The sequence below is a fragment of the Nonomuraea sp. NPDC003754 genome, assembly GCF_053605785.1.
The window spans coordinates 1-24807 of record NZ_JBSGJX010000063.1 but is presented as its reverse complement, the minus strand read 5'-3'; the positions used below and the strand labels follow the sequence as shown (position 1 = coordinate 24807).

26 protein-coding genes are annotated in these 24807 nt (G+C 71.3%); 12 read left to right on the top strand and 14 right to left on the bottom strand.

All coding sequences use genetic code 11. The annotated features are described in order from the left end of the window. Positions 1–34 precede the first annotated feature (34 nt). The 3 genes from ACWEVS_RS42775 to ACWEVS_RS42765 are packed head-to-tail and all read right to left on the bottom strand — an operon-like array spanning position 35 to position 3687. Positions 35–724, bottom strand: coding sequence for a VOC family protein (locus ACWEVS_RS42775; RefSeq protein WP_452556633.1), 690 nt, complete (start codon positions 722–724; stop codon positions 35–37). Positions 725–777: 53 nt separating this feature from the next. Then, a complete protein-coding gene (locus tag ACWEVS_RS42770; protein ID WP_452414989.1) occupies positions 778–2634 on the bottom strand; it encodes a CheR family methyltransferase in 1857 nt (618 codons plus the stop codon). A 30-nt stretch (positions 2635–2664) separates the two neighbouring features. Next, the gene (locus ACWEVS_RS42765; RefSeq protein ID WP_449918724.1) at positions 2665–3687 is read right to left on the bottom strand and encodes a chemotaxis protein CheB; all 1023 of its coding nucleotides are present in this window, start codon (positions 3685–3687) and stop codon (positions 2665–2667) included. A gap of 66 nt (positions 3688–3753) precedes the next feature. On the opposite strand from ACWEVS_RS42765, the gene ACWEVS_RS42760 reads away from it, so the two are divergent. After that, entirely contained in the window at positions 3754–4377 is a 624-nt protein-coding gene (locus tag ACWEVS_RS42760) for an STAS domain-containing protein (protein WP_452414991.1), read from the top strand. 86 nt (positions 4378–4463) lie between these two features. After that, positions 4464–5093 carry a TetR/AcrR family transcriptional regulator gene (locus tag ACWEVS_RS42755; RefSeq protein WP_449918719.1) on the top strand — a complete coding sequence of 210 codons (630 nt, stop codon included), beginning with the start codon at positions 4464–4466 and terminating at the stop codon, positions 5091–5093. A gap of 127 nt (positions 5094–5220) precedes the next feature. On the opposite strand, the gene ACWEVS_RS42750 is transcribed toward ACWEVS_RS42755, so the two are convergent. Further along, positions 5221–6159 (bottom strand): TIGR03885 family FMN-dependent LLM class oxidoreductase, encoded by a 939-nt coding sequence (locus ACWEVS_RS42750; RefSeq protein ID WP_452414992.1) that lies wholly within the window; start codon positions 6157–6159, stop codon positions 5221–5223. Positions 6160–6284: 125 nt separating this feature from the next. Here ACWEVS_RS42750 and ACWEVS_RS42745 point away from each other — a divergent pair, with 125 nt between their 5' ends. The 4 genes from ACWEVS_RS42745 (at position 6285) to ACWEVS_RS42730 (ending at position 9292) form a co-directional block, all read left to right on the top strand. Then, a complete protein-coding gene (locus tag ACWEVS_RS42745; protein ID WP_354907990.1) occupies positions 6285–6551 on the top strand; it encodes a DUF1876 domain-containing protein in 267 nt (88 codons plus the stop codon). Positions 6552–6798: 247 nt separating this feature from the next. Continuing rightward, a complete protein-coding gene (locus ACWEVS_RS42740) occupies positions 6799–7128 on the top strand; it encodes a hypothetical protein (protein ID WP_449918714.1) in 330 nt (109 codons plus the stop codon). Between the two features lie 39 nt (positions 7129–7167). Continuing rightward, complete coding sequence (locus ACWEVS_RS42735; protein ID WP_452556631.1) at positions 7168–8508, top strand: WXG100-like domain-containing protein; 1341 nt, start codon at positions 7168–7170, stop codon at positions 8506–8508. A 43-nt stretch (positions 8509–8551) separates the two neighbouring features. Further along, a complete protein-coding gene (locus ACWEVS_RS42730; RefSeq protein ID WP_452556629.1) occupies positions 8552–9292 on the top strand; it encodes a hypothetical protein in 741 nt (246 codons plus the stop codon). Positions 9293–9298: 6 nt separating this feature from the next. Here the strand turns inward: ACWEVS_RS42730 and ACWEVS_RS42725 are convergent, their stop codons facing one another. From ACWEVS_RS42725 to ACWEVS_RS42715, 3 genes are all read right to left on the bottom strand, one after another. Then, on the bottom strand, positions 9299–10336 hold the full coding sequence (locus ACWEVS_RS42725) for an endonuclease/exonuclease/phosphatase family protein (protein ID WP_452556627.1): 1038 nt from the start codon (positions 10334–10336) through the stop codon (positions 9299–9301). Between the two features lie 93 nt (positions 10337–10429). Then, positions 10430–11164, bottom strand: a complete 735-nt coding sequence (locus ACWEVS_RS42720; RefSeq protein ID WP_452556625.1) for an alpha/beta fold hydrolase — start codon at positions 11162–11164, stop codon at positions 10430–10432. Continuing rightward, the gene (locus tag ACWEVS_RS42715) at positions 11161–11748 is read right to left on the bottom strand and encodes a TetR/AcrR family transcriptional regulator (protein ID WP_452556623.1); all 588 of its coding nucleotides are present in this window, start codon (positions 11746–11748) and stop codon (positions 11161–11163) included. Before ACWEVS_RS42715 ends, ACWEVS_RS42720 begins: the two co-directional genes overlap by 4 nt. A gap of 241 nt (positions 11749–11989) precedes the next feature. Here ACWEVS_RS42715 and ACWEVS_RS42710 point away from each other — a divergent pair, with 241 nt between their 5' ends. Then, positions 11990–12862, top strand: a complete 873-nt coding sequence (locus ACWEVS_RS42710) for an alpha/beta fold hydrolase (protein ID WP_452415000.1) — start codon at positions 11990–11992, stop codon at positions 12860–12862. Between the two features lie 27 nt (positions 12863–12889). On the opposite strand, the gene ppk2 is transcribed toward ACWEVS_RS42710, so the two are convergent. Beyond that, positions 12890–13687: a polyphosphate kinase 2 gene (gene ppk2, locus ACWEVS_RS42705; protein ID WP_354907983.1), complete on the bottom strand. Its 798-nt coding sequence runs from the start codon at positions 13685–13687 to the stop codon at positions 12890–12892. Positions 13688–13717: 30 nt separating this feature from the next. Between ppk2 and ACWEVS_RS42700 the strand changes: the two genes are divergently transcribed. After that, positions 13718–14146 carry a nuclear transport factor 2 family protein gene (locus tag ACWEVS_RS42700; RefSeq protein WP_452556621.1) on the top strand — a complete coding sequence of 143 codons (429 nt, stop codon included), beginning with the start codon at positions 13718–13720 and terminating at the stop codon, positions 14144–14146. Positions 14147–14156: 10 nt separating this feature from the next. On the opposite strand, the gene ACWEVS_RS42695 is transcribed toward ACWEVS_RS42700, so the two are convergent. Then, positions 14157–14711: a TetR/AcrR family transcriptional regulator gene (locus tag ACWEVS_RS42695; protein WP_449918695.1), complete on the bottom strand. Its 555-nt coding sequence runs from the start codon at positions 14709–14711 to the stop codon at positions 14157–14159. A gap of 52 nt (positions 14712–14763) precedes the next feature. On the opposite strand from ACWEVS_RS42695, the gene ACWEVS_RS42690 reads away from it, so the two are divergent. Both ACWEVS_RS42690 and ACWEVS_RS42685 read left to right on the top strand, forming a co-directional pair. Further along, positions 14764–17877: a bifunctional cytochrome P450/NADPH--P450 reductase gene (locus ACWEVS_RS42690; RefSeq protein ID WP_452556619.1), complete on the top strand. Its 3114-nt coding sequence runs from the start codon at positions 14764–14766 to the stop codon at positions 17875–17877. A gap of 48 nt (positions 17878–17925) precedes the next feature. Further along, positions 17926–19389: an aminotransferase-like domain-containing protein gene (locus ACWEVS_RS42685; protein ID WP_452556617.1), complete on the top strand. Its 1464-nt coding sequence runs from the start codon at positions 17926–17928 to the stop codon at positions 19387–19389. A gap of 7 nt (positions 19390–19396) precedes the next feature. On the opposite strand, the gene ACWEVS_RS42680 is transcribed toward ACWEVS_RS42685, so the two are convergent. Beyond that, positions 19397–20848 (bottom strand): hypothetical protein, encoded by a 1452-nt coding sequence (locus ACWEVS_RS42680; RefSeq protein ID WP_452556615.1) that lies wholly within the window; start codon positions 20846–20848, stop codon positions 19397–19399. A gap of 83 nt (positions 20849–20931) precedes the next feature. Next, a complete protein-coding gene (locus ACWEVS_RS42675; RefSeq protein ID WP_452556613.1) occupies positions 20932–21297 on the bottom strand; it encodes a hypothetical protein in 366 nt (121 codons plus the stop codon). A 389-nt stretch (positions 21298–21686) separates the two neighbouring features. On the opposite strand from ACWEVS_RS42675, the gene ACWEVS_RS42670 reads away from it, so the two are divergent. Together ACWEVS_RS42670 and ACWEVS_RS42665 are read left to right on the top strand one after the other, a co-directional pair. Next, a complete protein-coding gene (locus ACWEVS_RS42670; RefSeq protein WP_452556611.1) occupies positions 21687–22979 on the top strand; it encodes a hypothetical protein in 1293 nt (430 codons plus the stop codon). A 275-nt stretch (positions 22980–23254) separates the two neighbouring features. Beyond that, the gene (locus ACWEVS_RS42665; RefSeq protein WP_452556609.1) at positions 23255–23986 is read left to right on the top strand and encodes a dienelactone hydrolase family protein; all 732 of its coding nucleotides are present in this window, start codon (positions 23255–23257) and stop codon (positions 23984–23986) included. Positions 23987–24113: 127 nt separating this feature from the next. On the opposite strand, the gene ACWEVS_RS42660 is transcribed toward ACWEVS_RS42665, so the two are convergent. From ACWEVS_RS42660 to ACWEVS_RS42650, 3 genes are all read right to left on the bottom strand, one after another. Then, entirely contained in the window at positions 24114–24371 is a 258-nt protein-coding gene (locus tag ACWEVS_RS42660; protein ID WP_452415012.1) for a Txe/YoeB family addiction module toxin, read from the bottom strand. Beyond that, positions 24368–24628 (bottom strand): type II toxin-antitoxin system Phd/YefM family antitoxin, encoded by a 261-nt coding sequence (locus tag ACWEVS_RS42655; RefSeq protein ID WP_354907969.1) that lies wholly within the window; start codon positions 24626–24628, stop codon positions 24368–24370. Before ACWEVS_RS42655 ends, ACWEVS_RS42660 begins: the two co-directional genes overlap by 4 nt. A 47-nt stretch (positions 24629–24675) precedes the next feature. Continuing rightward, the coding region (locus tag ACWEVS_RS42650) for an L-serine ammonia-lyase, iron-sulfur-dependent, subunit alpha (RefSeq protein ID WP_452556645.1) at positions 24676–24807 on the bottom strand (132 nt) is incomplete at its 5' end.

Genomic DNA, 24807 nt, shown 5'->3' with positions numbered 1-24807 from the left:
CCGGAATGGGGTGGAGCTGGCCAGCGGGAGCGGGCTACTCCCTTCCCTGCCAGGTCGTCACGCAGGCTTCGTTGCCCTCGGCGTCGGCCAGCACCCAGAAGGCGGGCGCCTTCGCGTCGGACAGCAGCACGCCGCCCGCGGCCAGGGCGGCCGCGACGCGCGGGCCCGCCTCCTCGTGCGGCACCGAGATGTCGAGGTGGATCCGGTTGCGCTGCGGTCGCGGCGCGTCCATCTGCTGGAACCAGATGGCGGGTCCCTGCCGGAGCGGGTCGGCGATCGCGTCGTCAGGACCGGACGCGCCGGGCGCGTCGGTGTAGCCCATGACCGCCTTCCAGAACGGGCGGATCGCGGCGATGTCGAGGGCGTCGATCGCGATCTCGATCATCTGCACCGGCCGGGACACCGGGTCGCCGAGTCCGGGATGGGTGCGCAGGCCCAGCTCGCCCACGGCCGCGGAGATGGCGCGGGCGAGATCGAGCTCCCGGGGCGTCGGCCAGCCGATGGCCGGTGACTGCAGCGTGAGGACCACCCGATCGGCGCGTACGTCCATCCAGAGGCTCGCCGCGCCCTCGTCGCCCGCCGCGGCCACGGCGCGGGCGGCGACCTCGGCTCCCTGCGCCAGTGACGTCACGGGGACCGTGGTCCGCACGGCTTCGAGCACGAGACGCCACCCGGAGTCGCCGATTGTGTCCGATATTTCCTGCCTGCTCAGTCTCGAGGTCATGCCCGACATGATCTCCTACCGGGCCGGGCCGGCCCCGCGCGGTCAGCCGGCGATCATGACTGGTCGAGGACGTTCATGACCATGATGACGCCCCTGACGCCGTCGTCGTCCACCCGCAGCCGGGAGAACTCCACCCCGAGCTGCGTGGGCCTGCCCCTCCTGTTGACCGCGCCGAGCACGACGCCGTCGGGCCAGTCGCGGGGGTCCGAGCCGTCGTCGAGCAGCACCCGCAGGTGCGGAAGCAGGTCGTCGAACGGCAGGCCGATGTCGAGGTCGCCGAAGGCCTTGCCGACCGTCTCGTCGGCCCTGGCGCCCCACAGCTCCTCCGCGCCGGGGCTCCACACCAGCACGCGCAGGTTGAGGTCGACCACCGCGACGGCGTCGCCCAGGCTGCGCACCATCGAGGCGACGAACTCGTTGGCCTGGTCGAGCTCGAGGCTGCGGGCGTTGAGCGCGTCGTTGATGTGCTGGAGCTCGTCGTTGGTCGACTGGAGCTCCTCGTTCATCGTCTCCAGTTCTTCGTTGGTCGACTGGAGCTCCTCGTTGGTGGTCTCCAGTTCCTCGTTGGTCGACTGAAGCTCCTCGTTGGTGGTCTCCAGCTCCTCGTTGAGCGACTGGAGCTCCCCGTAGGCGTGTTCGAGCTCCCTGTTGGCCTGCTGGAGCTCGTCACGCAGCCTGTGGTAGCGGGTCACGTCGTAGAAGTTGACGCCCACGCCGACCAGTTCGGCGTCGGCGTGCTGCAGCGGCACCACGGCGATGTCGAACACGCCGGCATCGGCCTGGCCCGGCCGGTGCCAGATGACTTCCTGCAATTCCACGGTCCGCAGCTCCGTGCGCACCCGCTCGATCACCGACCGCAGCTCGACCGGCCGGTAGGAGACCTCCAGATCCTGGAAGGGCCTGCCGATGTCGCGGGGATTGAGGTTGAACAGCACCTCGGCCTTGGAGTTGACCAGCGCCAGGTGACCGGCGCCGTCGAGGACGATCTGCGCGACCGGCCCCGAGGCCAGCGCGGCGGTCTTCAGCTCGGTCAGTATGGAGCGCGGCTCGCCGGCCCCCATCGCCGACGTCCACGAGGCTCGGGGGCCGGCGAGGGTGGAGCCGACCTTCTTGAACAGGCGCGTGCGCAGGTCGACGGGCTCGAACCGGTCGCTGTGGTTGAGCAGCATCTCGGCCTTGCCGAGGAACAGGTAGCCGGGGTTGGCCAGCGCGAAGTGGAAGCGCCTGATGATGTTGACCTGCGTCTCGGTGTTGAAGTACATCAGCGTGTTGCGGGCGAGCAGCAGGTCGACCCTGGAGATCGGCGCGTCCCTGGTCAGGTCGTTGCGGCCGAAGATGACCTGGCGCCGCAGGTCGCGCCGGAAGGCGTAGCCGCTGTCGACGCGCTCGAAGTAGCGCTCCCGCAGCGGCGCGGGCACCTCGCTCATCTGCCGCTCGGTGTAGGTCGCCGCCCTCGCCACCTGGAGTGCCTTCTCGTCGAGGTCGGTGGCGTAGATCTTGACGCGCTCCTTGAACTCGTCGATGCCGAGCTCCTCGGCCAGGACCATGGCGAGGCTGAAGGCCTCCTCGCCCGTCGCGCAGCCCGCGCTCCACACCCTGATCGCCTTGCCCGCGGGCTTGCCCGCCAGCAACGCGGGGATCACGACCTCGCGCAGCGTCTGCCAGGCGCCGGGGTCGCGGAAGAAACTGGTCACGTTGATCAGCAGGCTGTCGAAGAGCCTGCTGAACTCCTCCGGCTCCAGCTCCAGGTAGTCGCGGTATTCGCCGTAGTCGGTCAGCTTCAGGGCTTCGAGACGCCTGCTGATCCTGCGCACCAGCGTGGTGCGCTTGTAGCCCGTGAAGTCGAAGCCGCGCGTCTCCTTGAGCATCACCAGGAGATCGTCGAACTCGCGTTCTTCTGCCGGTGTCACAGAGATCCAGCCTACGCCTGTGCGAGGCGGTCAGGCATTCGCGACGCCTTCGCCGCTGCCGAGCCTGTTCTGCAGGGTCCTGATGGTCTCCAGCGCCTGGCGGGTCTCCTCCGCCTCGGCCCCGAGCCGCCGGACCGAGACCCTGTGCCCGCGCTCCCGCGCCGCGCGTCCCATGCGCGAGAGCAGCCTGAGCCGCTCTTCGAGGCGCTGGATCGCCACCCACAGCGCCCGTTCCACGGCGTCGGCCTGGCCCGAGGCCATGGCGTCCATGGACCACGAGTGCCCGACCCTGCAGGTGTAGCGGCTGGCCGGCACGCTGCGCTGCTCGTACAGCGGTCCGTCGCACTCCGGGCAGGTGAAGCCGGCCAGGTCGCCGGCCGGGGTCTCGGGCGGGCGTGTCGCCAGGTGCCGCGCCAGCTCGCGCTCGATCTCCAGGTCCGGCACCGTCTCCTCCACGCCCGCCTCCTCCACGCCTGCCGGCGTGCGGCTCTGCCGGACGACCCAGTCGGCCAGGAGTGACGCGGGAAGCGCCTGGGCCCGCGCCGTCGCCCTGAGGGCCGCCGCGGGCATCCCGCCGAAGGCGCACTCCTGCGGGTCCTGGACGGCCACGGCGCCGCCGTGGTGCTCGACCGTCGCGCTGCCCCTGGCGCCGTCGTCGAGCGTGCCGCTGAGCACGACGCCGGCCACGCGGGAGCCGGCGTCCAGCGCGGCGCTCATGAAGAGCAGGTCGGCGGCCGGCCGGTGGCCGTTGTAGCGGGGGCCGTGGGACAGGCGCTGTGCCCCTTCCCTGGCGAAGAGGTGGTGGTCGGGGACGGCGACGCGGACCTCGCCCGCCACGATCGGCGCGCCGTCCTCGGCCGGGGCGGCCTTCAGCGGTCCCGCGCGGTCGAGGATGCCGGCCAGGGCGCTTCCCCCGCTCGCCGACACGTGCAGCACCACGAGGACGGCGGCGGGCAGGTCGGGCGGGAGCCCCGCCACGAGCGTGCGCAGTGGTTCGACGCCACCCGCCGACGCGGCGACGACCACGAGATCCCTTCCCGGATGGGCGGCCATCCAAGCCTTCTGTCCCCGAATGCGGGATTCATGCACGATTAACCGGATTACGGGTAGGGCGTGGTCATGGCACTGTCAGTCACCATCGTGCGCAAGGACGGAGCGAACGCGCTGCTCGCGCTGGGCGGGTCACTGGACCGCTCCAGCTCCTCCTGGCTGGAGGGCGCGCTGGCCTCCCTGATCGTCCAGCATGTCACCGTCATCGCGGTGGACGTGCGGGAGCTGGACTTCTGCGACGTCGAGGGCGCGCGGCTGCTGGCCCGGTTCCAGTCGCTCCTGCGCGGCGACGGCGGCGACCTCGAGATCGTGGGGCCCGGTCCCGCGATCCGGCTCCTCGAGCTGCTGTGGCCGGAGCTGTTCGGCGCCGCGCCCGAGGCTCCGCCGTCGCCGGTGCCGCGCCATCACCCCGGCTGGCGCCGGATGGGCCTGCCACGCGCGAGGGTACGGCCCGCGGTGATGTCGAGGAAGCGGATCCTGCTGCGCGCCGAAGCGCTCAGGGCTGTGGCCGCCGAGCAGCTTGACCTCATGCGCGTCCAGCAGGCGGCCACCTGCTCCGGTGTGGCGGAGATGCACGAGCGGCTGGCCGGCCTGCACGAACGGCTGGGCGGCGCGCTGCCGTGCGACGGCGAGTCCCACCACGGCTGGGCGGAGGAGTTCCGCAGGCGTGGTGCCGAGTTCACCCCGAGATGACCGCTTAATCAGCACAGGAGCGATTTGACCGGTATTTGTCGATCACGTGATTGGCCGAGCTGATGGCGGATCCTAAGGTCACCTATATGACGCCAGTACGAGGGGATGAGCGCGAGCGCATCCTCCAGGCGGCGACCAAGCTGTTCGCGGCGCTCGGCTACGACGCGACCGAGATCGGGCAGATCGCGGAGGCCGCCGGATTGAGCACGAAGGCCGTGAGCACGCAGTTCGGCGCGAAGCGCGACCTGTACCTCGCGGTCATGGAGCGTGCCCACTCCACCCACGCCGCCGTCGTGGAGGCCAAGGTCAGGGAGTTGCAGGCGGCCCCGCCCGAGGAGAAGGTGGCCGCGGTGCACCGCTTCGTCGACGCCTACATCGACTTCGCGGCCGCCCATCCCGAGGTGCCCTCGCTCTGGATGCACCGGTGGCTGTCCGACGCCAGGGACATCGGGAACCTGGAGGCCGAGCTGGTGAAGCCGCTGGCGGAGTTCGCCATCGAGAACATCATCCCGGCGACGGACGCCGAGGACGCCGACGTGCACTACACGATCAACTCGCTGGTCTGGTGCGTGCACGGGTTCGTCCTCAGCGGGGTGTTCGACGCGGCAGGGCGGCGGCGCGGCCCCGACGACCCGCGCGCCCTGCACCGCTTCCGCACCCACATGCACCAGATGATCCACCGCACCCTGCAACTGCCCGGTTCCCCTCCGTCCTGAGCGGCACCACCCACGCGCGGACCGGCCTCGCTCGCACCCCGAGCCGGAGCACCACCCACGCGCGCACCGGCCTCGCTCTGAGCCGGAGCAGCACCCACGTGCGGAACCGGCCCTCCAGCGGGACCGCTCACTTGAGGACCTCGGCGAAGGCCGCCACGAACGGGCGCTGCTCCTTGCCGACGTGGTGCAGGTAGATCTCGTCGAAGCCCTGCTCGGCGTAGGAGCCGAGGATCTCCGCGTGCCGGCCCACGTCTGCGGAGACGTGCACGACCTGGGCGACCCGGTCCGGCGGCACGTCGCGCGAGACGAGGTCGAACAGTTCCACGCTGTCGAGGTCCCAGCAGACCGGCGGCGGGAAGACGTTGGAGCGCCACTGGTCGTGGGCCAGCCGTAGCGCCTCCTCCTCCGTGGGGGCCCAGCTCAGATGGACCTGCACCCGCAGAGGGCCGCGCCCGCCCGCCTCCCGGTAGGCCCTGGCCACCCTGGCCGCCTGGGGCCCGCCCACGGTGATCAGCCCGTCGGCCCACTCCGCGCACCAGCGGGCGGTCTGCTCGCTCACCGCCGCCCCGACCAGCGCCGGCGGCTGGGACGGGAGCGTCCACAGCCTGGCCCTGTCGACGGTGACCAGTCCCTCGTGGGTGACCTCCTCCCCCGCCAGCAGCGCCCTCATCACCTCGACGCACTCGCGCAGGCGCGCGTTGCGCACCTGCTTGCGCGGCCACGGCGCGCCGGTGATGTGCTCGTTGGACGCCTCGCCGGTGCCGAGCGCGGCCCAGAACCGGCCGGGATACATCGCGGCGAGCGTGGCGACGGCCTGCGCGACGATCGCCGGGTGGTAGCGCTGGCCCGGCGCGTTGACGACGCCGAACGGCAGTGACGTGCGCTCCAGCGCGGCGCCGAGCCACGACCAGGCGAACCCCGACTCGCCCTGCCGCGCGCTCCACGGCGAGAAGTGGTCCGACGACATGGCCGCGCCGAAACCGGCCTCCTCGGCCGCGGCGACCGCCTCCAGCAGCGCCCGGGGTGGCACCTGCTCGTGCGAAGCGTGGAATCCGTACGTTGGCATGGCGCCGCTGCTACCCGATCACGCCCTCGGCGAACCTCGTCGCGCGCTGACCTCGCGATCATCGCCCTCCAAGGGGGATGCTGGGTGTATGACCGCATTGTCATGTTCGTGACAGGGGAGGCGTCATGAACACCAAGGAGTGGACCGTCAAGATTCTCATCAGCGAGGACGACGAGGACAAGCGCACCTCCGCCACCGCCGTGCTGTACGCGGTCGGGAACAGGCGGCACGAAAGCGTCGGCACCGCCCGGCGCAACCCTGACGACCGGCCCGTCCCCGAGATCGGCGACGAACTGGCGGCGGGGCGCGCCCTGATGGACCTGGCCGACAAGCTCCTCGGCGACGGCGCCGAGGACATCGCCTCGATGTCGGGACCCGCCCGAGCCGTCTGAGACCCGCGACTCCGCCCCGGGCGGGCCGCGCCCTTGGCCGCCCGCCCGGGGTCGCGCGTGCGTCGACCCCCGCAGGGCGTTCGGCGCCTTCGGCGGCTCGCTGCCGGTCCTGTGGAACGAGACACCTTAACCGTCGAGTTCACTTCAGGTGATCTCACCCGTCGGACAGTTCGCCCGGAACACCCACGGCCTTGACTCGCCGGTGGTATGTTGCCGACGAAAGTGATCTTCGTGCACGAGGTGAACGGTGGGACGGGAACTCCGCTTCGACGACGCATCCCTGAGCGGTGCGGCCCAGCATCTGCGGGAGACCGTCCGCGCGATGCAGTGGCACACCGACTCCCTGCTGGCGACGGTGCGCGGCACCGGCACCAGCGTCTGGGGCGGCGGCGACCTGGGCCAGGCCATGGACGAGCTCAGCGATCTTCTGGACGAGGCGTGCCGGCACCTGCGCGGCAACATCGACCTCACCTGTACCGGCGTGGACGACATGGTCAGGGAGTTACGGCTGACCGAGGCGGCCACCGCCGCCGGCGCCAGGGCCCTCGGCTCGCCGGAGGACATCCGTGAGGTGTGAGGACCGGGTCCTCCCCGCTCCGCACGAGGAGCCCGGCCCATGGCGGTGACGCTGCCGGCCGAGCTGCGGCCCGGCTTCGACCTGCTGGGCGTGGAGTGGCCGAACATCGACGAGGACGGGCTCCGGACGTGCGGGGCCGCCTTCCGCACCTGCGCCACCGCGCTGGACGCCGACGTGACGCCGGGTGCCAACGGCGCCGTCGCCTACGCCTCGGCCAACAACAAGGGCGAGCACATCGACGCGCTCAACGGCTACTGGGAGGAGTACGACGACGGCGGGCCGAAGCAGACCGGGCACCTGCGCAGCCTGGCGGCCTCCCTCCGCGCCCTGGCCGACGGCCACGACCTGGTCGCCCTGATCGTCGAGATCGTCAAAAGACTACTGATCCTCCTGGCGCTGTACGTCATGATCGCCCTGGCGTGGGCGCTGACCATGGCCGTCCTGTCCGGCGGCCTCGCCATGCTGAAGGCGCGCAGCCTCGTGGGCATCCTGCGGGTGTTCGCCCGCCGCTTCGTGAAGGTCCTGCGCGACAAGCTGGAGCGGTACTTCCGCGGCAGGCTCGTCCGCGCCGTGGAGGCCCGGGTGCGCCGCATGCTCGGCGCGAAGCCGCCGGCGCTGCCCAAGGTGGCCAGACGCCGCATCCCGCTCCCCTCGACGCCCACCGTGCTGGCCTCGGCCGGATACGTCGGCCTCCACGAGGCGCCCACGCGACATGATCCGGCGCCGCCCTCGCCTGACGGCGTCTCCTGGTCGGGCAAGTACCGCATCGGGCCGCCGCAGCATCCGGACATGGCCTACGACCACGACTTCCCCTACGACCCGCACGCCCGGCCGGGGCTCGACGACTACCAGGACTGGTACAAGTGGCGCGCCAAGCTGCGCGGGGCGCGGATCAAGCGTCCCGACCTGGAGGACGGCCTGGACGCCTACGAGCACTACATGGGTGGTTCGGGCAGTGACTTCGAGGTCGACTACGAGAAGGCCTACCGCGAGGACTCGCAAGTCCGATACTCCGTCGACATGGCGATCTCCAACGCCCAGGACGAGGCCGCGCGCCTGCACAGGGAGAGCGGCAGGACCAGCTTCCAGATGACCGGCCTGCCGACGCACGGCGACACCGTCACCGAGAACTGGGACAAGGCGATCGGCATGCACGCGATCTGGGGAAGCGGGAACGTCACCGTCGAAGGCAACCGGGCCACGATGGAGATCACCATGCACGTCTACGACCGGTACAACTTCAACGCGGGATCGGCCGACAAGGCCACCGGCATCCCTGACAACGAGAACGGCCGGTTCGAGTCGCTCGGCTGGGCCACGTCCTTCAACACCCGCGGATCGCTCACCCGCACGGTGTCCTGGACGCTGCCTTCGCAGTGAAAACCGATCATCAGCGGCCGGTACCCTATTAGGCTTTTCGGACATGGGCGACGAAGTCAACATCATCTATGACCGGGTCGGCGCCATCGCCGAAGGCGCCGACCAGGCGAAGGAGGCCGTGGAGCAGGGCCGGACGATCCTGAGCCGGACGCCCACGCCGGTCACCTACGTGCCGGTGCCCTCGGTGCCGGGCTCGAACGCCTTCGGCAACAGCGAGAAGGCGCTGTCCTGCGGCTCCTCCTACGCCGACCTCCAGGCCGCGGCCGACGAGGCCGCCGAAGCCCTCGCGGGCGTGCTGACCAGGGACGCGGGACGGCTCCGCCAGGTGGTCAAGGTGTTCAAGGAGCTCGACCACGAGACCGCGGACCGGCTGCTCGGCTCGGCGAGCAAGTCGCTGGACGTCTACAGCGCCCATGTGCACAGCCACGGCCTGCACAAGTACGACGACCCCGTACGGGCAGGCCAGATCGACACGCTCCACCGCGCGGTCGACGGCCCCTCGCTGATCGGAGCCGACCTCAACGCCGCGACGAACAACGGCGCGCACAACACCCGCAAGGTCTCGCTCGACGCCATCAACAGCTTCAACCGCGAGGGGTACACCGTCTACACGGGCGCGACGAACGCCGACGGCGACGTCGTCGGGACGTCGCCGTCGGGCACCCGCATCGACTACGTGATCTCCTCGCCGGGCGTGGATCTCGCCGGCGCCCCCCAGCTCGTCGACGGGGGCACCTCCGACCACGACGGCCAGCAGGTCGACGTCGTCGTTCCCGACTGGTGATCGCCGCTAGCGGGGGTTGAACCGCACCTCCGTCCTGGCGGCCGACCTGCCCTCGCCGTCGTCGACGCGCGTGCCGTCCGGGAGGGTGACCTTGTCGCCGTCGGCGTCCAGCTTGATCTTCTGGCCGTCGCCCGCGCCCGCGACGACGTCGCCCTCCCGCACCAGGACCGCGTTCCCGAACGGCTGGTGGAAGTAGTCGCCCAGGATGGGGATGCTGTCGCTGGCCTGGTACTTCTTGCTCGCCTCCTCGAAGCGGACCTCCCACCTGTCGCCGGTGATCCGTTCGAGTTCCGACTTGAGGTCGACGACGGTGTCGATCTTGCCGTCGGGGGAGATGTCCTTCTTGAAGACCTCCTGCAGGGTCACGATGTCCGGGTTCTGGTCGGCGATCAGCCGCGCCATGGCCGGGATGTCGCCCGGATCGGTGCCGCCCTTGTCGCGCCAGCCGTTCCCCGCGCCCTGGCCCACGTTGAGGTTCAGCATGCGGACGGTGCGCGGCTTCCACTGCTTGGTCAGCGCGGCGAACTGGTCCTTGTAGAAGTCGAGGTCCTCGCGCTGCTCCCTGAGCCGCTCGTCCAGGCGGCTCCTGATCTCCTTGGCGGTGGTGACGGCTGTGGTGACCAGGCCGGACTGCTCGGAGTTCTTCGGGTGGAAGGTCAGGCCGTTCATGGTCTCGGTGACCGGCACGGCCGAGAGCCGCTTGCGCTCGTCGTCGAGGAGGCTCTGGTTGGTCCGCAGGATGGCCGCCATCCTGTCGAGCACCGAGGCCACGTTGCCGGCACAGCTCGCGCACAGCTCGACGTCGCCGATCAGCCTCTTGCGGTAGGAGTTGAAGGCGTCGGCGGTCTCGCCGGTCCATTCCTCCTTGGAGAAGACGCTCTGCACCACGGTGTCGACCTTGTTCTCGGCGAACGACACCTTCTTCTCCACGCTCCGCCACGCGTCGGCGAGCTGTTCCAGCTGGGTCGGCGAAGCCTCCAGGTCCCACAGGTCCGGCGTGCTGATCGAGGAAGGAGGCGTTCCTTCGGCTTCGGGCTCTGCCATGAACGGTTCTCCTGCGCGAATCGAGACCATCAAGATCATTCCTAGACTAGCGCCGGCGCCATGACAAAGCCTGTCAAACCAGCAAAGAAGTGGTCAGCCCGGCTCGTGGAGGAAGGCGAGCGCGTCGCGGGCGAAGCGCCGGTCGGTGAACGTGGCGCTGTGGCCGCGGCCCTCGTACACGACGAGCCGGGCACCCGGGATCCCCTCGGCGGTCTGCCTGGCCAGCTCCAGCGGGTAGACCACGTCCTCGGCCCCATGGATCAGCAGCGTCGGCGCGGTGATCTCGCCCAGCCTCGCGCGCAGGTCGAAGCCGTCCTCGGCGTGGAGCACGGCGGCCGCGTCGGTACGGTCCCCGCTCGCACCGTCCGACAGCCACAGCAGGGGCCGCAGCAGCCGCCTGCCGAGCGGCGAGGGGGTGACGATGTCGGCCAGCGCCGGGCTGGGGCGGCGCCCGGCCAGGGCCCGTTCGATGTAGGCGCGCTGCGCCCGGCGGCCCGGCGGCCCGAGCGTGGCCGCCGTACCACCGAGGACCAGCCGGTCGAGCAGCTTGGGATGGTCGGCGGCCAGCTGCAGCGCGATGGCTCCGCCGGTGGAGATGGCCAGCACGGGGACCGGCCCGGCGAAGGCGGCGGCGAACCGCTCGGCGTAGACGGCCGCCAGCTCGGGCATCGCGATCGTGACCGGCAGGCCCGCAGGCCGGTTGACCAGGCGCACATCGAAGCGGTCGGCGAACGGCCTGAGCATCCGCATGGCGGACCAGCGGGCGCTGCCGGTGATCTCGCCCGCCCTCGGGGTGAACAGCAGGACGGCCAGCGGCGGGAGGCTCACGAGGTCAGCCCTTCGGTCACCGCGTCGATGAGGCGGTCGATCACCGCCGGGTAGAGTTCGCGGCCCAGGTGGTCGGCGTGCAGCGGCGTCAGCAGCACGGCGCGGAGCACGCCGAGCAGCACCTCGGGGTCGCCCTCGAGACGGTCGCGCAGGAACTCCAGCAGGTCGCCCATCGGGCCGCGGGCCGCCGCCTGGGCCATGCGTTCAGGGGTGAGCCTGGCCGCGACGGCGGCCATCTCCTCGGGGTGCGACAGCAGCCTGCGGTAGAGCGGGTTGGTGTCCAGCTCGGCGACGGTGGCCCGCAGGAAGCGGCGCAACGCCTCGCGGGTGTCGCCGCCCTCGAGCAGCGCCTCGTCGATGACGCGCCGCCGTACCTGCTCGCTCTGGCGGAGCGCGGCCTCGAAGTAGAGGTCCTCCTTGGAGTCGAAGAAGGCGTACAGGGAGGTCTTGGCGATCCCGGCGGGAGCGGTCAGCTCCTCGAGCGAGGTCTTGCGCAGCCCCTGGGTGGCGAACAGGTGTGTGGCGGTGTCGAGCAGCCGTTCGGCGATCCGCCGGCGCTCCTCTTCGGTGAAGGCGGCCGGCACGGCTATCTCCGTATGAACAAATTGGTCATTGGTTCATAGTAGCGGCGGTCCGGAAGTCCCGGGCGGTACGGCAGGCGCCGCCCGTGCACCTCCAGGTAGGCGGTGGCGGGCGTCGCCGTGCCGAGCAAGAGCCGGTTCCACGACCGCGCCTGGAGCGGAAGCGGGCGCGGGTACAGGTACGCGCGGCGACTGCGGGCAGGTTCGTCAGTGACGCACCTTGTTGGAAAGGGGGGCCGGCCTCATGTTCGAGGCGTTCGAGGAGTTCGACATCTCCGCGCGGGGCACGGCGATTCACGGACGCCTGGGCGGCGGCGGCCCGCCGATCCTGCTACTGCACGGCATCCCCGAGACCCACCTGATGTGGCATCGGGTGGCGCCGCGGCTCGCCGAGCACTTCACCGTCGTCGCCACCGACCTTCGGGGCTTCGGCGACAGCGGCAAACCGCCCAGCACGCCCGACCACGCGCCGTACAGCATGCGCGAGATCGCTCGTGACCAGGTCGAGGTCATGAACGCGCTGGGGTTCGACCGGTTCGTCGCGATCGGGCACGATCGTGGGGCACGCTGCGCGTACCGGATGGCGCTGGATCACCCCGACGTCGTCACGCGTCTCGCGGTTCTGGACATCGTCCCCACGGGTGACGCGTTCGGCCGGGCGAACATGGACTTCAGCCTGGGTTTCTGGGTCTGGTCCTTCCTCGCCGCGCCGGAGCCGGTGCCCGAGCAGTTGATCGCCCGCGCGCCGGCCGTCCTCGTGAATCACATGCTCGACACGTGGTCCGAGGTCTCGGACGCCTTCCCGGCAGAACTGCGCGCCGCCTACATCGCCCCGTTCGGCGACCTCGACACCGTCCATGCCGTCTGCGAGTCATACCGCGCGGCGGCCACGCTCGACTACCTGCACGACGAGGCCGACCGCGGACTGCGGCGGATCACCTGCCCGACCCTCGTCCTGTGGAGCCATGCCGGTCCCGTCGCCGCCTGGTACCGGCCGCTGGAGGTGTGGCGAGCCTGGTGCGACGAGGTCCGCGGCGGGCCGATCCCGGCCGGGCACTTCCTCGCGGAAGAGGCACCCGACCAGACGGCACGTCATCTCCTCGACTTCCTCGCCTAGACAGGGGTGGCCGAGCCCCGGTCGACATCACCCCAGGCGCGACGTCACGTCGGGCACGCGGACCTCCGCCAGGCGCGGCGGGCGCTCGTACCCGGTCGAGGGCGGCCGCCTGGGCAGCTTCAGCCGCGGCCGGTGCACCTCCGTGTAGGGGATCGTCGACAGCAGGTGCGAGATCATGTTGATCCTGGCCCGCCGCTTGTCCTCGCTCTCCACGTCGTACCACGGCGCCTCCGGGATGCTGGTGTGGATGAGCATCTCGTCCTTGGCCCTGGAATACTCCTCCCACTTCGCGATCGACTCCAGGTCCATCGACGAGAGCTTCCACTGCCGCATCGGATCGTCGAGCCGGTCGCGGAAGCGCCGCTCCTGCTCGGCGTCGCTCACCGAGAACCAGTACTTGCGCAGCAGGATGCCCTCCTCCACCAGCAGCCGCTCGAAGATCGGGCACTGGTGGAGGAACCTGGAGTATTCCTGCGGTGTGCAGAACCCCATGACGCGTTCCACGCCGGCCCGGTTGTACCAGCTGCGGTCGAACAGCACGATCTCCCCGGCGGCCGGCAGGTGCGGCACGTACCGCTGGAAGTACCACTGCGACTGCTCCCGCTCGGTCGGCGCGGGAAGCGCCACGATCCTGGCGACGCGCGGGTTGAGGTACTCGGCCACGCGCTTGATCGTGCCGCCCTTGCCGGCCGCGTCGCGCCCCTCGAAGATCACCACGACCCGCTGCTTCTCCGCGCGAACCCATTCCTGCACCTTGACCAGCTCGGCCTGCAGGCGGATGAGTTCCTTCTCATAGAGCTTGCGCGACAGCTTCTCCTGCCCCATGCCATCTCATCCTATGCCGGAGCGGCCTCGATGAGCCGTCACCGTCAGGTCGGCACGCCACGACACCCGCGGCGGCCGGCGCCGATCACGCCCGCGCTTACCTCCCACGTCATCGCGGTGCGGTGCCGGGCGCCGAGAGAATGGCGTCCCGCCCGTCATCCCGGGGCGGGGTTCCAGAACCGCCACCGCTCCTCCCGCGCCGACGCGGCCGAGCACTACCGGCAGCTCGGCGAGCACCACCTGCCGGAGCAGGCGGCCACCGCGATCGAACGCATCCTCGTGGACGGCGCGGACGCGGTCGTGCTCGGCGAGATCCGCCAGACCGCCCGGCCGACGGGCCGGGCCTACCGGTCCCGGTTCGCCCTGCACCTGACGGTCGAGGACGGCCTGGTCACCCGGCACCACGTCTACGAGGACAGCCTGTCGGTCGCGCAGGCCTTCGCCGCCGACGGCCGCTGACTCACGGGGCTCAGTGCTCGGGGAGACCCCTGATGATCATGGCGATGGCGGTCTCGTAGGCCTCGTCCGCCTGGGCGCCGCCGATGTGCCCGATCGTCTCGGCCAGCACGAGGCCCGAGACGAAACCGTGCAGCACGTCGGCGGTCGGCTCCCACCTGTCCTCCGGCACGCCGGCCGCGGACAGGATCCTGAACAGCACGTCCCACAGCCCGCCCTCCTTCAGCTCGATGACCTCCGGATGGTTGTGGACGTACGTCCACAGCGACGGGAGGGTGCGCGCCAGCTTGCGGTAGGCGTAGGCGAGGGCACGGAGCTGGTCCTGCCACGGCGCGCCGTCGTCGGGCGGCAGGTCGAGGAGCGGGCCGACGGTGCCGACGCAGATCCCCCTGATCAGCTCCGTCTTGTTGGCCACGTGGTGGTAGAGCGACATCGGGTTCACGTCGAGCTCGGCGGCCAGCTTGCGCATGGACAACGCTTCGACGCCACCGGCCACGATCAACCGCAGCCCCGCTGCTCTGATCTCCTCGATCGTCAGGGGGGTGCCCCTGCGCGCGCTCACTGCCATACACCGTATGGTAGCGTCGTCCATACGGTGTATGGCTACGCATGGAGCACACATGAAGGCGATTCCCGCCCCGCAAGGACTGCCACTGTTCGGCAACACCCTGCAGATGCCGCGCCAAACCCCCATCCTGTTCCTCGAGGAGATGGCGAACAGGTACGGCGAAGGCATCTTCCAGCTCGACCTGGTCGGCCGCAGGGTCCTGTTCATCCACGACCCCGACCTGGTGGCCGAGGTATGCGACGAGACCCGCTTCTACAAAGGCATCAACCCGCCGCTGACGATCGTGCGCGACTTCTCCGGTGACGGATTGTTCACCGCCCGGTACGACGAACCGGTGTGGGGCCACGCGCACCGCATCCTGATGCCCGCCTTCAGCCAGCGCTCGATGAAGGCCTACTACCCGCAGATGCTCGAGGTGGCCGACCAGCTCGTCGCCTCGTGGAGCCGGCGGCAGGGCCAGGACCTGGCGGTCCCGGACGACATGACCAGGCTCACCCTCGACGTCATCTCGCTGACCGGCTTCGGCTACCGGTTCAACTCCTTCGACTCTCCCGAGCTGCACCCGTTCCTGCAGGCGATGGGCGGCGCGCTGACCGAGGCCATGCACCGCAACCAGCAGCTCCCCCTCGTCACCAAGCTCAAGCGCAGGAACGAGGCGGCCTACCAGCACGACATCAAGGTCATGCGCGACCTGGTGGACGAGGTGATCAGGCAGCGCCGTGCCGAGGGCGCCGGCGGCGCGAAGGACCTGCTCGGCCTCATGCTGGAGGCCGCCGACCCGAAGACCGGCGAGCGGCTGTCGGACGAGAACATCCGCAACCAGGTGCTCACCTTCCTCATCGCGGGCCACGAGACCACCAGCGGCCTGCTGTCGTTCGCGCTGTACAACCTGCTGCGCGACCCGCACGCGCTGGCCCTGGCCTACGACGAGGTGGACAGGCTGCTGCCGGGCGACGAACCGCCCGCCTACGAGACGATCATGAAGCTGGACGTGATCCCGCGCATCCTGGAGGAGACGCTGCGGATCTGGTCCCCCATCCCGGCCTTCAGCGTGAGCGCCTTCGCCGACGACAGCATCGGCGGCTACCCCGTGGCCAAGGACCAGCCGGTCGTCGTCCTGCTGCCGCCGCTGCACCGCCACCCCAAGGCGTGGGAGCGGCCGGACGAGTTCGACATCGACCGCTGGCTGCCCGAGCGGAAGACCGATCACCACCCGGGCGGCTACAAGCCGTTCGGCAACGGCGAGCGGGCCTGCATCGGCCGCCAGTTCGCGCTGACGGAGGCGCGGCTCGCGCTGGCGATGATCCTGCGGCGCTTCGCGATCTCCGACCCGTCCGTCTACCGGATGAAGATCAAGCAGACGCTCACCCTCAAGCCGGACGACTTCACGATCAGGGTGCGCGAGCGCCGGGCGCACGAACGCGCCGCCGCCGCCGTCGTCCAGCCCGTCGAGCAGGCCGAGCAGCAGGACGTCGCGGTCACCGGCGTGCCGCTCACCGTGGCGTACGGCTCCAACCTGGGCACCTGCCAGGATCTCGCCGAGCGGCTGAGCGAGCGGGCCGGACGGGCCGGCTTCGCCACCACGCTGACGACGCTGGACGATCTGCGGCCGCCGGGCGAGGGGCTGCTGCTGGTGGTGGCCTCGTCCTACAACGGCAAGGCGCCCGACAACGCCCAGCGCTTCGACGCGCTGGACGAGCTGCCCGACCTGTCCGGCGTACGGCTGGCGGTGCTCGGCTGCGGCAACACCCAGTGGCCCACCTACCAGGACTTCCCGCGCCGCGCCTTCGACAAGCTCACCGCGGCCGGCGCCGTACCGCTGGTCGAGCGGGGTGAGGCGGACGCGGACGGCGACTTCGACGGCGACGTGTCGGCCTGGACGGCGAAGCTGTGGGCGGCCGTGGCGCAGGAGTACAGCGCGTCGGCCGCCGACGTGGGACCGCGCTACGAGCTGGAGGTGCTCACCGAGGCGGAGGTACGGCCCGCGGTCGTGTCGGCCAGGGCCGTGCCGTTGACGGTGGTCGCCAACGAGGAGCTGACCGGCGACCCCGAGGGGCTGTGGGACTTCTCGATCGAGCAGCCGCGCCCCGGGGTCCGCTCGATCGTCGCCGAGCTGCCCGAGGGAGTCGCCTACGAGGCCGGCGACCACCTGGCGGTCTTCGCCAAGAACGACCCGGAGCTGGTGGAGTGGGCGCTGGGCTGCCTGCGGGTCCCCCGCGACCGGGTGGTACGCCTGCACGCCCAGGGCCCGACCCACCTGCCGGTGGACACGCCGGTGACGGCGGGACTGCTGCTCACGGAGTTCGCCGAGCTGCAGGAGGTGGCCACCCGCGCCGACCTTGACGCGCTGGCCGCGCACACCGGCTGCCCGTGGACGACCAGGCAGCTGGCCGAGCTGGCGGCGAACTACGCCGACGAGGTGCTCGCCAAGCGGCTGTCGGTGCTCACGCTGCTGGAGCGCTTCCCCGCGGTGGAGCTGCCGCTGGCGGTCTTCCTGGAGCTCGCGGGGCCGATCAGGCCGCGCTACTACTCGATCTCCTCCTCGCCGCTGGCCGAGCCGGGCCGGGTGCGGATCACCGTCGGCCTGGTGGAGGGGCCCGCCTGGTCCGGCACCGGCGCCTACCGCGGCATGTGCTCGGCCTACCTGGCGGGGCTGGCCGAGGGCGAGGTCTTCTACGGCTACGTCAGGGTGCCGGCGCCGCCGTTCCGGCTGCCGGAGGATCCCGCGACGCCGGTCGTCCTGGTCGGCCCCGGCACCGGCTTCGCGCCGCTGCGCGGGTTCCTGGAGCATCGCGCGCTGACCGGGGCCACCGGCAGGGCAGAGGTGTTCACCGGCTGCCGCCACCCCGAGCACGACCTGCTGTACCGGCGGGAGGTCGCGGCCTGGGCGGCGGCCGAGGGCGTGCGCGTGCACACCGCCTTCTCGGCGGTGCCCGAGCACCCCTACCGCTACGTCCAGGACGCCGTCGCCGCGCAGGCCGACACGGTGTGGGAGCTGCTCCAGCAGGGCGCGCACGTCTACGTCTGCGGCGACGGGCTGCGCATGGCGCCTGCCGTACGGCGGGTGCTGCTGGACATCCACCGGCGCAGGACCGGCACGGACGGCGAGGCGTGGCTGGCAGGGCTCGAACAGCAGGGCCGCTACCAGCAGGACGTCTTCGCCTGATCAGCCGGAGGGGAGCCGGCCGCCGCCGACGCGCTAGCATGCGCTCCCATGTCGAGCAGGAGCACGTCCGGCGATCTGGTCACCGGCCTGCGGGCGCTGCTGGCGGAGCTGGCGCCCGGCGACCGCCTGCCCACCAGCAGGGAGCTGACCCAGCGCTACCGCGTCGGGCCCGGCACCGTGTCGCGGGCGATCGCCGCCCTGGCCGCGGAGGGAGCCGTGGTCAGCCGTCCGGGCAGCGGCACGTACGTGGCGCACCGCCCGGCCAGGGCCACGGACCGGCTGCCCGACACGTCGTGGCAGGCGGTGGCGCTGGCCGGCCGCGCGTTCGACCTGACCGCCGTCTCGGCGGCGGAGTACGGCACGACGCCCGCCGCGGCGGCGGAGTCGGACATGGCCGGAGCGGAGGCCGTCCATCCCCTCCCCGAGGGGGCGATCGCGATGGCGGGCGGCTACCCGCACCCGGCGCTCCAGCCGGTCAAGGCGCTCGGCGCCGCGCTGGCGCGGGCGGCACGCCGTCCCGACGCGTGGCACCGGGCGCCGGCGTCCGGTCTGGCGCCGTTGCGCGCAGTCTTCGCCCGGCTGGCGGGCGGCGAGGTGAGCGCCGACGACGTGCTGATCACCGCCGGCGGTCAGAGCGCCCTGTCGATGCTGTTCCGGGCGATCGCCGCGCCCGGCGGCCCTGTCCTCGTGGAGTCGCCCGCCTATCCCGGCGCGCTGGCCGCGGCCAGGGCGGCGGGGCTGCGGCCGGTGCCCGTCCCCATGGACGGCGAGGGCCTGCGACCCGACCTGCTGGCCGACGCCTTCGCCATGACCGGGGCCCGCCTGCTGTACTGCCAGCCGACCTTCCACAACCCGACCGGCACCGTGCTCGCACCCGGCAGGCGCGCCCAGATCGTCGACGTGGCCAGGGCCGCCGGCGCCTTCCTCGTCGAGGACGACTGCGCCAGGCACCTCGGGCACAGCAGGCAGGTGCCGCCTCCCCTGGTGGCCGAGGACCGCGACGGCACGGTGATCCACCTCACGTCGCTGACCAAGCCGGCCTCGCCGAGCCTGCGGATCGGCGCGGTGGTCGCCAGAGGTCCGGTCATGCGGCGGCTGCGGGGCCTGCGCTTCGTCGACGAGCTCTTCGTCGCCCGCCCCCTGCAGGAAGCGGCCGTCGAGCTGGTCGGCACGTCCGCCTGGGAGCGCCACCTGCGGGAGCTGTCGGCGGCGCTGCGCGAGCGCTGCGCGGTGCTCGCCGACGCCCTCACCCGCGAGGTTCCCGAATGGCGGCTGACCGCCTTCCCCTCGGGCGGGCTGCACCTGTGGGTCGAGCTCCCGCGCGGCGTCCATGACGCGGTGACGGCGGACACCGCCCGCGCCTACGGCGTCGCCGTCAGCGCCGGCGGCCGCTACTTCCCCGCCGAGCCGTCCGGCGCGTACCTGCGGCTCGGCTTCGCGGCCGCCGCCGGCGCCGCCGAACTGGTCGAGGGCGCGCGCCGGCTGGGGGCGGCCGCCCGCGAAGGGTCATGAGCCCGCTCTACTTGGGCGGGCACTTCACCGTGTAGGAGATCTCCTTCACCGGCATGTTGTGGTTGAGCACCTCGAAGCGCACGGTTCCGCTGGTGGCGGTGGGATGCGCCCCGCCCGACAGGCTGGTCGTCCCGGCGCCGAGGGCGTTCTCGTACACGTACGTGCGCCCGGCCACCGTCCAGCGGTACTTCACCTGGCCGGCCCGGTCCAGGGTCAGCGTCACCCCCAGCCCCACGCGCGGCAGTTCGGCGCAGTCGGGGTCGGGATAGGTGACGCTGTGGTCGATCCTGTCGATGGTCACCGTCACGGTCCGCGGCTCGGTGAGGCACTTGAGGACGAACGTCCGCTCAACCGGCTCGGGCGCGCCGCCTTCGGCCATGAGGCCCAGCGTGTGGGTGCCGGTCTGCTGGTCGCTCAGCGAGAACGTGCCCGCGACGTGCTGGGAGCGAGGACCGTTGCCCGCCGGGAGGTCGACCTGCTGCTTCGCCCACGGCTTGCCGTCCAGGATCCACCAGTAGGTGACGGTGGCGGCCGGGCCCGCGGGCAGCCCGATGGTGCCCCAGGCATGGTAAGTGATCGGAGAGGCGCACGTACCCTCGTAGTCGCCGGGGGAAAGGTCGGTGATGGCCACCACGGGCTTCGGCCCGGACGGGTCCGTCGGCCCCGGCGTGGGCGTGGTCCGCGTGGGGCTGGGACTGGGGCTTGAGCTCGGCTCGGGCTGGCTCGCGCAGGTCACCCGGTAGGGGGCGCGGCCCGAGTCGTACCCGCGCGCCACGTGGATCGCCTTCCACCCGCCGGTGGAGTTGCCCACGCTGAGCGGCAGGCCGACCTGCCTGATCCGCGGTCCGCCGGCTGGGAAGTCGAGGTACTCCACCGGCCCGTCGCCCTGCTCGCTGTCGATCCACTGGTAGGCCACCCGCACCGGCACCCTGGACACCTGGATGGTGCCGGTGAAGCGCACCGTCGCGGGACACGTCCCGCTGTACGCCGGCGGCGTGACGTCCACGTCCGCGGCGGCCACGAGCGGCTCGGCGGCGTTGACGGGAAGCAGGTGGTCGACGTCGTAGACCTTGGCCGGGCCCGAGCAGCGAACCTTGAAGTGGGCCTTGCGCGACAACCCCTTGCGGCCGAGGATCTCGACGGCCTGCCAGCCGGTCACCGACCTCTCGAAGGTCTGCCGGTCGCGGACGGTGACCGTACGGGCGCCGCTGACCGTGAAGCTTCTGATCGACCCCTTGGAGCCGTCGCCACGCACCCAGCGGTAGCGCACGGTGCCGCTGCCCTTGGCCGACACGGTCGCGGTGAAACCGACCGTCGTGGGGCAGACGCCGGAGCGGTTCGGGGAAGTGGCCTTGACCTTGGCGACCGCCACCTGGACGGCGGGCGCGGCGGCGGCCGGGGGAGCGAGCAGCAGCCCGCTGAGCATGAGGGTGCCCAGCAGCAACGCTGTCCTCTTCATGAAGATGTGCCTTTCTCACGAGAAGCACACACGATAGGAAGCGCCACTTGAGTCCCACTGGTGCCTGACTTGGGTTCCGCCAGTCAGCCGCGCCCGCCGGCCGCGGGTCCGCAGGAAGAAGGGCCGCCCGGCGACTCCGGGAGTGAGCTGAGACCCCAGGCCGTGTACAGCTCGACCGGGACCGGCGGGACACAGCCGCGCGTGTCGAAGTCCCCTCGGTAATGCCAACCGTCGCCGCCCTGCCTGGTCCAGAAGTGCAGGCGCTCCCCCATGCCGATCGCGTAATGGACATCCGTCGCCGCCGCCGTACCGAAGACCGCGCCGTAGTAGACGGTTCCGCGGGTGGCCACGTCCAGCGCGGCGGCGCCTCCCTCATGGCAGGCGGTGGCCACGAGCGCCGCACGGGTGTCCCTGTCAAGGCTGAGCGACCATGCGGTGCCGGGCGCCACCCGCCGGCCCGGCCCCTCTTCGTCCGGCTCGACCGGCGTGGGCGACGGCGGACATCGGCGCGCCTCCTCACCGACGGCGGCGGCCGAGCCGTCCTGGGCGTCGGACAGCGCCCCCAGCCGCCACCACGGCTCCGACCAGCGCGAGCACGGTGGCCATCAACGCCAGTGATCTCCGCACAGGGATGTCGTAGCACGGACGCGCCGCGCCGTACAGCCCGCCGGCCGATCAGGACGGCCACACTGGGAGCCGTGCGACACGATGAAGAGCAGCCCCTGTCCGGAGGGAACGAGGGTCGTCCGCGTGGGGGACGCGGTCCGTCGTCCCACGGGGGAAGGCGTGAAGGAAGTCCCTCGTACCGTGGTCGCCGCCCGCCGGTAGTCTCTGCAGGATGATCGACGCCCGCTCGGTAATCGAGAAGACGAACTGGGCCAGCCTGCACCATGCGTACGGCGACGCCTCCGACGCGCCGGAGGCCCTGCTGGCCCTGTTGAGCGAGGACGCGGAGCGCTGCGGCGCGGCTCTCGGCTACCTCGATGCGGCCGTGCTGCACCAGGGCACGCTCTGCCCTGCCACCGCGCCGGCAGCCCTGTTCGTGGCCGCCATCCTGGACGACCCGCGCACGCTCATCCCCTGCGAGAGCGCCCTGCCCTGGGACGACCGCGAACGGCCGCTGCGGGCCGCGCTGCTGGAATGGCTCGGCTCCGTGGCCGAGTCGGCCTCCTACTGGGACGACGAACTCGACGACGACGAGGACGAGGACGACGACGAGGACGAGGACGACGACGAGGACGAGGACGACGACGAGGACGAGGATGGGGGCGACGACGCGGGCGAGATCGCAGACGAGGGCGAAGACGACGAGGACGACGACGAGGACGACGACTCAGACGAGGACGAGGGCGCGGACGACGAGGGCGCGGACGACGAGGGCGGGGAAGGCGCGGACGGGGAAATCCGGGCCGCCGAAGCGTGCCAGGCGATCCGGCGCGACCTCTACGTCGCGGTGCTGCCCTTCCTCGACGATCCGGACGACGCCGTGCGCAGGGCCGCGTTCGGGGCGATGGGGCACCTCATGCTCGCTCCCGAACTCACCGAGTTCCGGGGCGAGCAGGCCCGGCGGATGCAGTCCCTGGCGCACCTCGGCACCGCCGAAGAGCGGGCGGCGGCCGCGCTGACCATGGGCAACTGGGGCCTGGCGCCTCAGGCGTTCCTCGCCGACCCCGACCCGTCGGTGCGCGCCGCGGCTGCCCTCGCGCCCGCGCTGGACCCGGACCCGAGGGCGCTGGCCGAGGTCAGGCGGGCGCTGGCCGATCCCGTCGCCGCGGACGGCTGGTTCGCCGAGCCCCTGCCGCAGCTGGACGGGATGCTCAGGTTCGCACTGATCAAGGCGCTGTTGCGGCGCACGCGGGAGTTCAAGGAGATCGTGCCCGAGGCGCTGGCCGTGGCCCGGATGACCAACGCCTACACGGTCGAGTCGGACTGGGGGCCGTTGCTGGAGCGCGCCTTCCCGGCGGGCCACACGTCAGGCCGGCCCCTGAGCACGGCCCAGTCCCGGTTCCTTCTGGCGATCGCGGACAACGACGAGTGCTGGGGAAGCGTCGCCAACCCGATGATCTGGTTCAGCAGGGCCGGCCTGCCCTACGACCGCGAGTCCCTGCGCTCGCTGGCGGCCACCACCTGACCGGTGCGGACCGTGCCGTCACGCCAGGCGGTGGCACCGGCCCGGCCCGACTGACCATCCACGGATGTCAGGGGCCGGTGCCGCGCCAAGCGGTGGTCGCCCTGGCGACGTCTTCGCGCGGACACGTCTGAAGCCGTTTGTGATACGTTCGGCGGCGCCGTGCGCCGCCGCGAACCGAGGAGGTGAGACCGATCAACGCTGTGACAGGTCGGGCCTCCCTCCCCCGCATGGCCTGGGGAGTGCCCGCGAAAGGCATCCCGAAAGGCTGAAACGCCATGCGCTTCACCTCTGAGACGTCGGCTGACGGCGTCCGCGAGCAGCTCTTCACCCTCGGTCAGGTTCCCGGCGTGCTGTGGACGCCGGAAGGCGCCGCCGGTACTCGCCCCCTCATCCTGATGGGACACGGCGGCGGCCAGCACAAGAAGGCCCCCGGGATCGTGGCCCGTGCGCGCCGCTTGGTCGCCGCGTGTGGTTTCGCGGTGGCGGCGGTCGACGTGCCCGGCCACGGCGACCGGCCGAAGGACGAGGAGTACGACCGGATCGCGACCGAGAACCAGGCTCGCGTGGCGGCCGGAGAGGAACTGGCTCCGCTGATCGCCGGTTTCCAGGCGCTCGTAGCGCGCCAGACCGTCCCGGAATGGCGGGCGGTCCTGACCGCGGTCCAGGAACTCGAGCACGTCGGCGCAGGTCCTGCGGGCTATTGGGGTGTGTCGTTGGGTTGCGGGCTCGGCGTGCCGTTCGTCGCCGCCGAACCCCGGGTCCGCGCGGCGGTGCTGGGCTTGGGCGGGGCGCTTGCCTCGGCCGAGGCCGCCGCGCGGATCACCGTCCCGGTGGAGTTCCTGGTGCAGTGGGACGACGAGCGGGTGCCGCGGGCCCAGAGCTTGGCGTTGTTCGACGCCTTGGGCTCGACGGAGAAGACGCTGCACGCCAACCCCGGCAGGCACGGGGAGATCCCGGCGTTCGAGCTGGACAGCACGCTACGGTTCTTCGCCCGGCACCTCGGCTGAGCCGCCGCCGGTGGTCCGCGACGCGCCGGTCGGGATCCGTTCCCGATCGGTGCGTCCGTCCCGACCCGTATCCCGCATGGTTCTGATCGCCTTGTCCAGGCCTGCGGTCCGCACTGGAGTCAGATCTCTACTCGTAGTGGTAGCGAGCCTGCAGGATGACGATCTCATCGTCCATGGGCAGGTACACCAGTCGGTGCTCTTCAGTGATGCGCCGCGACCACGCGCCCGCCAGCGCGTACTTCAGCGGCTCGGGCTTGCCGATGCCCTCGAAGGGATCACCCAACGCGTCTTCGATGAGCCGGTTGATCCGTTTGAGGATCTGCCGATCGGCCGTCTGCCAGTGGACGTAGTCCTCCCAGCCCTTCCCGGTGAAGGCGACCTTCACCGGGAAGCCTCGTCGTCCAGCAGTTCGTGCCTCTCGTGGCGGCCCGCGAGCGCCTCCTGGTACGACTCGATCAGTCGGCGAGCGTTGGCCGGAGAGCGTAGCAGGTAGGCCGTCTCCCGAAGGGCTTCGTACTCCTCCGCGGCCACCAGGTAGGCGTTTCCGCTCTTGGACACGATCTCCACGGCAGTGCGGTCGTTGTTGACCTCTTCGATGAGCGGGAACAGGCGTCGGCGGGCCTCGCTCGCGGTGATGGACATGACCCTCCCTTTAAGTGGTACAACTTTATGGTACCACTCGAAGGTGATCAGCACTCGATGACGTTCACGGCGAGACCGCCGCGTGAGGTCTCCTTGTACTTGTCCAACATGTCCCGACCCGTATCCCGCATCGTCTTGATCGCCTTGTCCAACGACACGAAATGCTGCCCATCCCCCCG

Bases quoted from the DNA above. Each gene is read 5' to 3' on its own strand.
- ACWEVS_RS42775 (WP_452556633.1), bottom strand. From the start codon at position 724: ATGACCTCGAGACTGAGCAGGCAGGAAATATCGGACACAATCGGCGAC.
- ACWEVS_RS42765 (WP_449918724.1), bottom strand. From the start codon at position 3,687: ATGGCCGCCCATCCGGGAAGGGATCTCGTGGTCGTCGCCGCGTCGGCG.
- ACWEVS_RS42760 (WP_452414991.1), top strand. From the start codon at position 3,754: ATGGCACTGTCAGTCACCATCGTGCGCAAGGACGGAGCGAACGCGCTG.
- ACWEVS_RS42755 (WP_449918719.1), top strand. From the start codon at position 4,464: ATGACGCCAGTACGAGGGGATGAGCGCGAGCGCATCCTCCAGGCGGCG.
- ACWEVS_RS42750 (WP_452414992.1), bottom strand. From the start codon at position 6,159: ATGCCAACGTACGGATTCCACGCTTCGCACGAGCAGGTGCCACCCCGG.
- ACWEVS_RS42745 (WP_354907990.1), top strand. From the start codon at position 6,285: ATGAACACCAAGGAGTGGACCGTCAAGATTCTCATCAGCGAGGACGAC.
- ACWEVS_RS42735 (WP_452556631.1), top strand. From the start codon at position 7,168: ATGGCGGTGACGCTGCCGGCCGAGCTGCGGCCCGGCTTCGACCTGCTG.
- ACWEVS_RS42730 (WP_452556629.1), top strand. From the start codon at position 8,552: ATGGGCGACGAAGTCAACATCATCTATGACCGGGTCGGCGCCATCGCC.
- ACWEVS_RS42725 (WP_452556627.1), bottom strand. From the start codon at position 10,336: ATGGCAGAGCCCGAAGCCGAAGGAACGCCTCCTTCCTCGATCAGCACG.
- ACWEVS_RS42710 (WP_452415000.1), top strand. From the start codon at position 11,990: ATGTTCGAGGCGTTCGAGGAGTTCGACATCTCCGCGCGGGGCACGGCG.
- ppk2 (WP_354907983.1), bottom strand. From the start codon at position 13,687: ATGGGGCAGGAGAAGCTGTCGCGCAAGCTCTATGAGAAGGAACTCATC.
- ACWEVS_RS42700 (WP_452556621.1), top strand. From the start codon at position 13,718: ATGAGCCGTCACCGTCAGGTCGGCACGCCACGACACCCGCGGCGGCCG.
- ACWEVS_RS42695 (WP_449918695.1), bottom strand. From the start codon at position 14,711: ATGGCAGTGAGCGCGCGCAGGGGCACCCCCCTGACGATCGAGGAGATC.
- ACWEVS_RS42690 (WP_452556619.1), top strand. From the start codon at position 14,764: ATGAAGGCGATTCCCGCCCCGCAAGGACTGCCACTGTTCGGCAACACC.
- ACWEVS_RS42685 (WP_452556617.1), top strand. From the start codon at position 17,926: ATGTCGAGCAGGAGCACGTCCGGCGATCTGGTCACCGGCCTGCGGGCG.
- ACWEVS_RS42680 (WP_452556615.1), bottom strand. From the start codon at position 20,848: ATGAAGAGGACAGCGTTGCTGCTGGGCACCCTCATGCTCAGCGGGCTG.
- ACWEVS_RS42670 (WP_452556611.1), top strand. From the start codon at position 21,687: ATGATCGACGCCCGCTCGGTAATCGAGAAGACGAACTGGGCCAGCCTG.
- ACWEVS_RS42665 (WP_452556609.1), top strand. From the start codon at position 23,255: ATGCGCTTCACCTCTGAGACGTCGGCTGACGGCGTCCGCGAGCAGCTC.
- ACWEVS_RS42655 (WP_354907969.1), bottom strand. From the start codon at position 24,628: ATGTCCATCACCGCGAGCGAGGCCCGCCGACGCCTGTTCCCGCTCATC.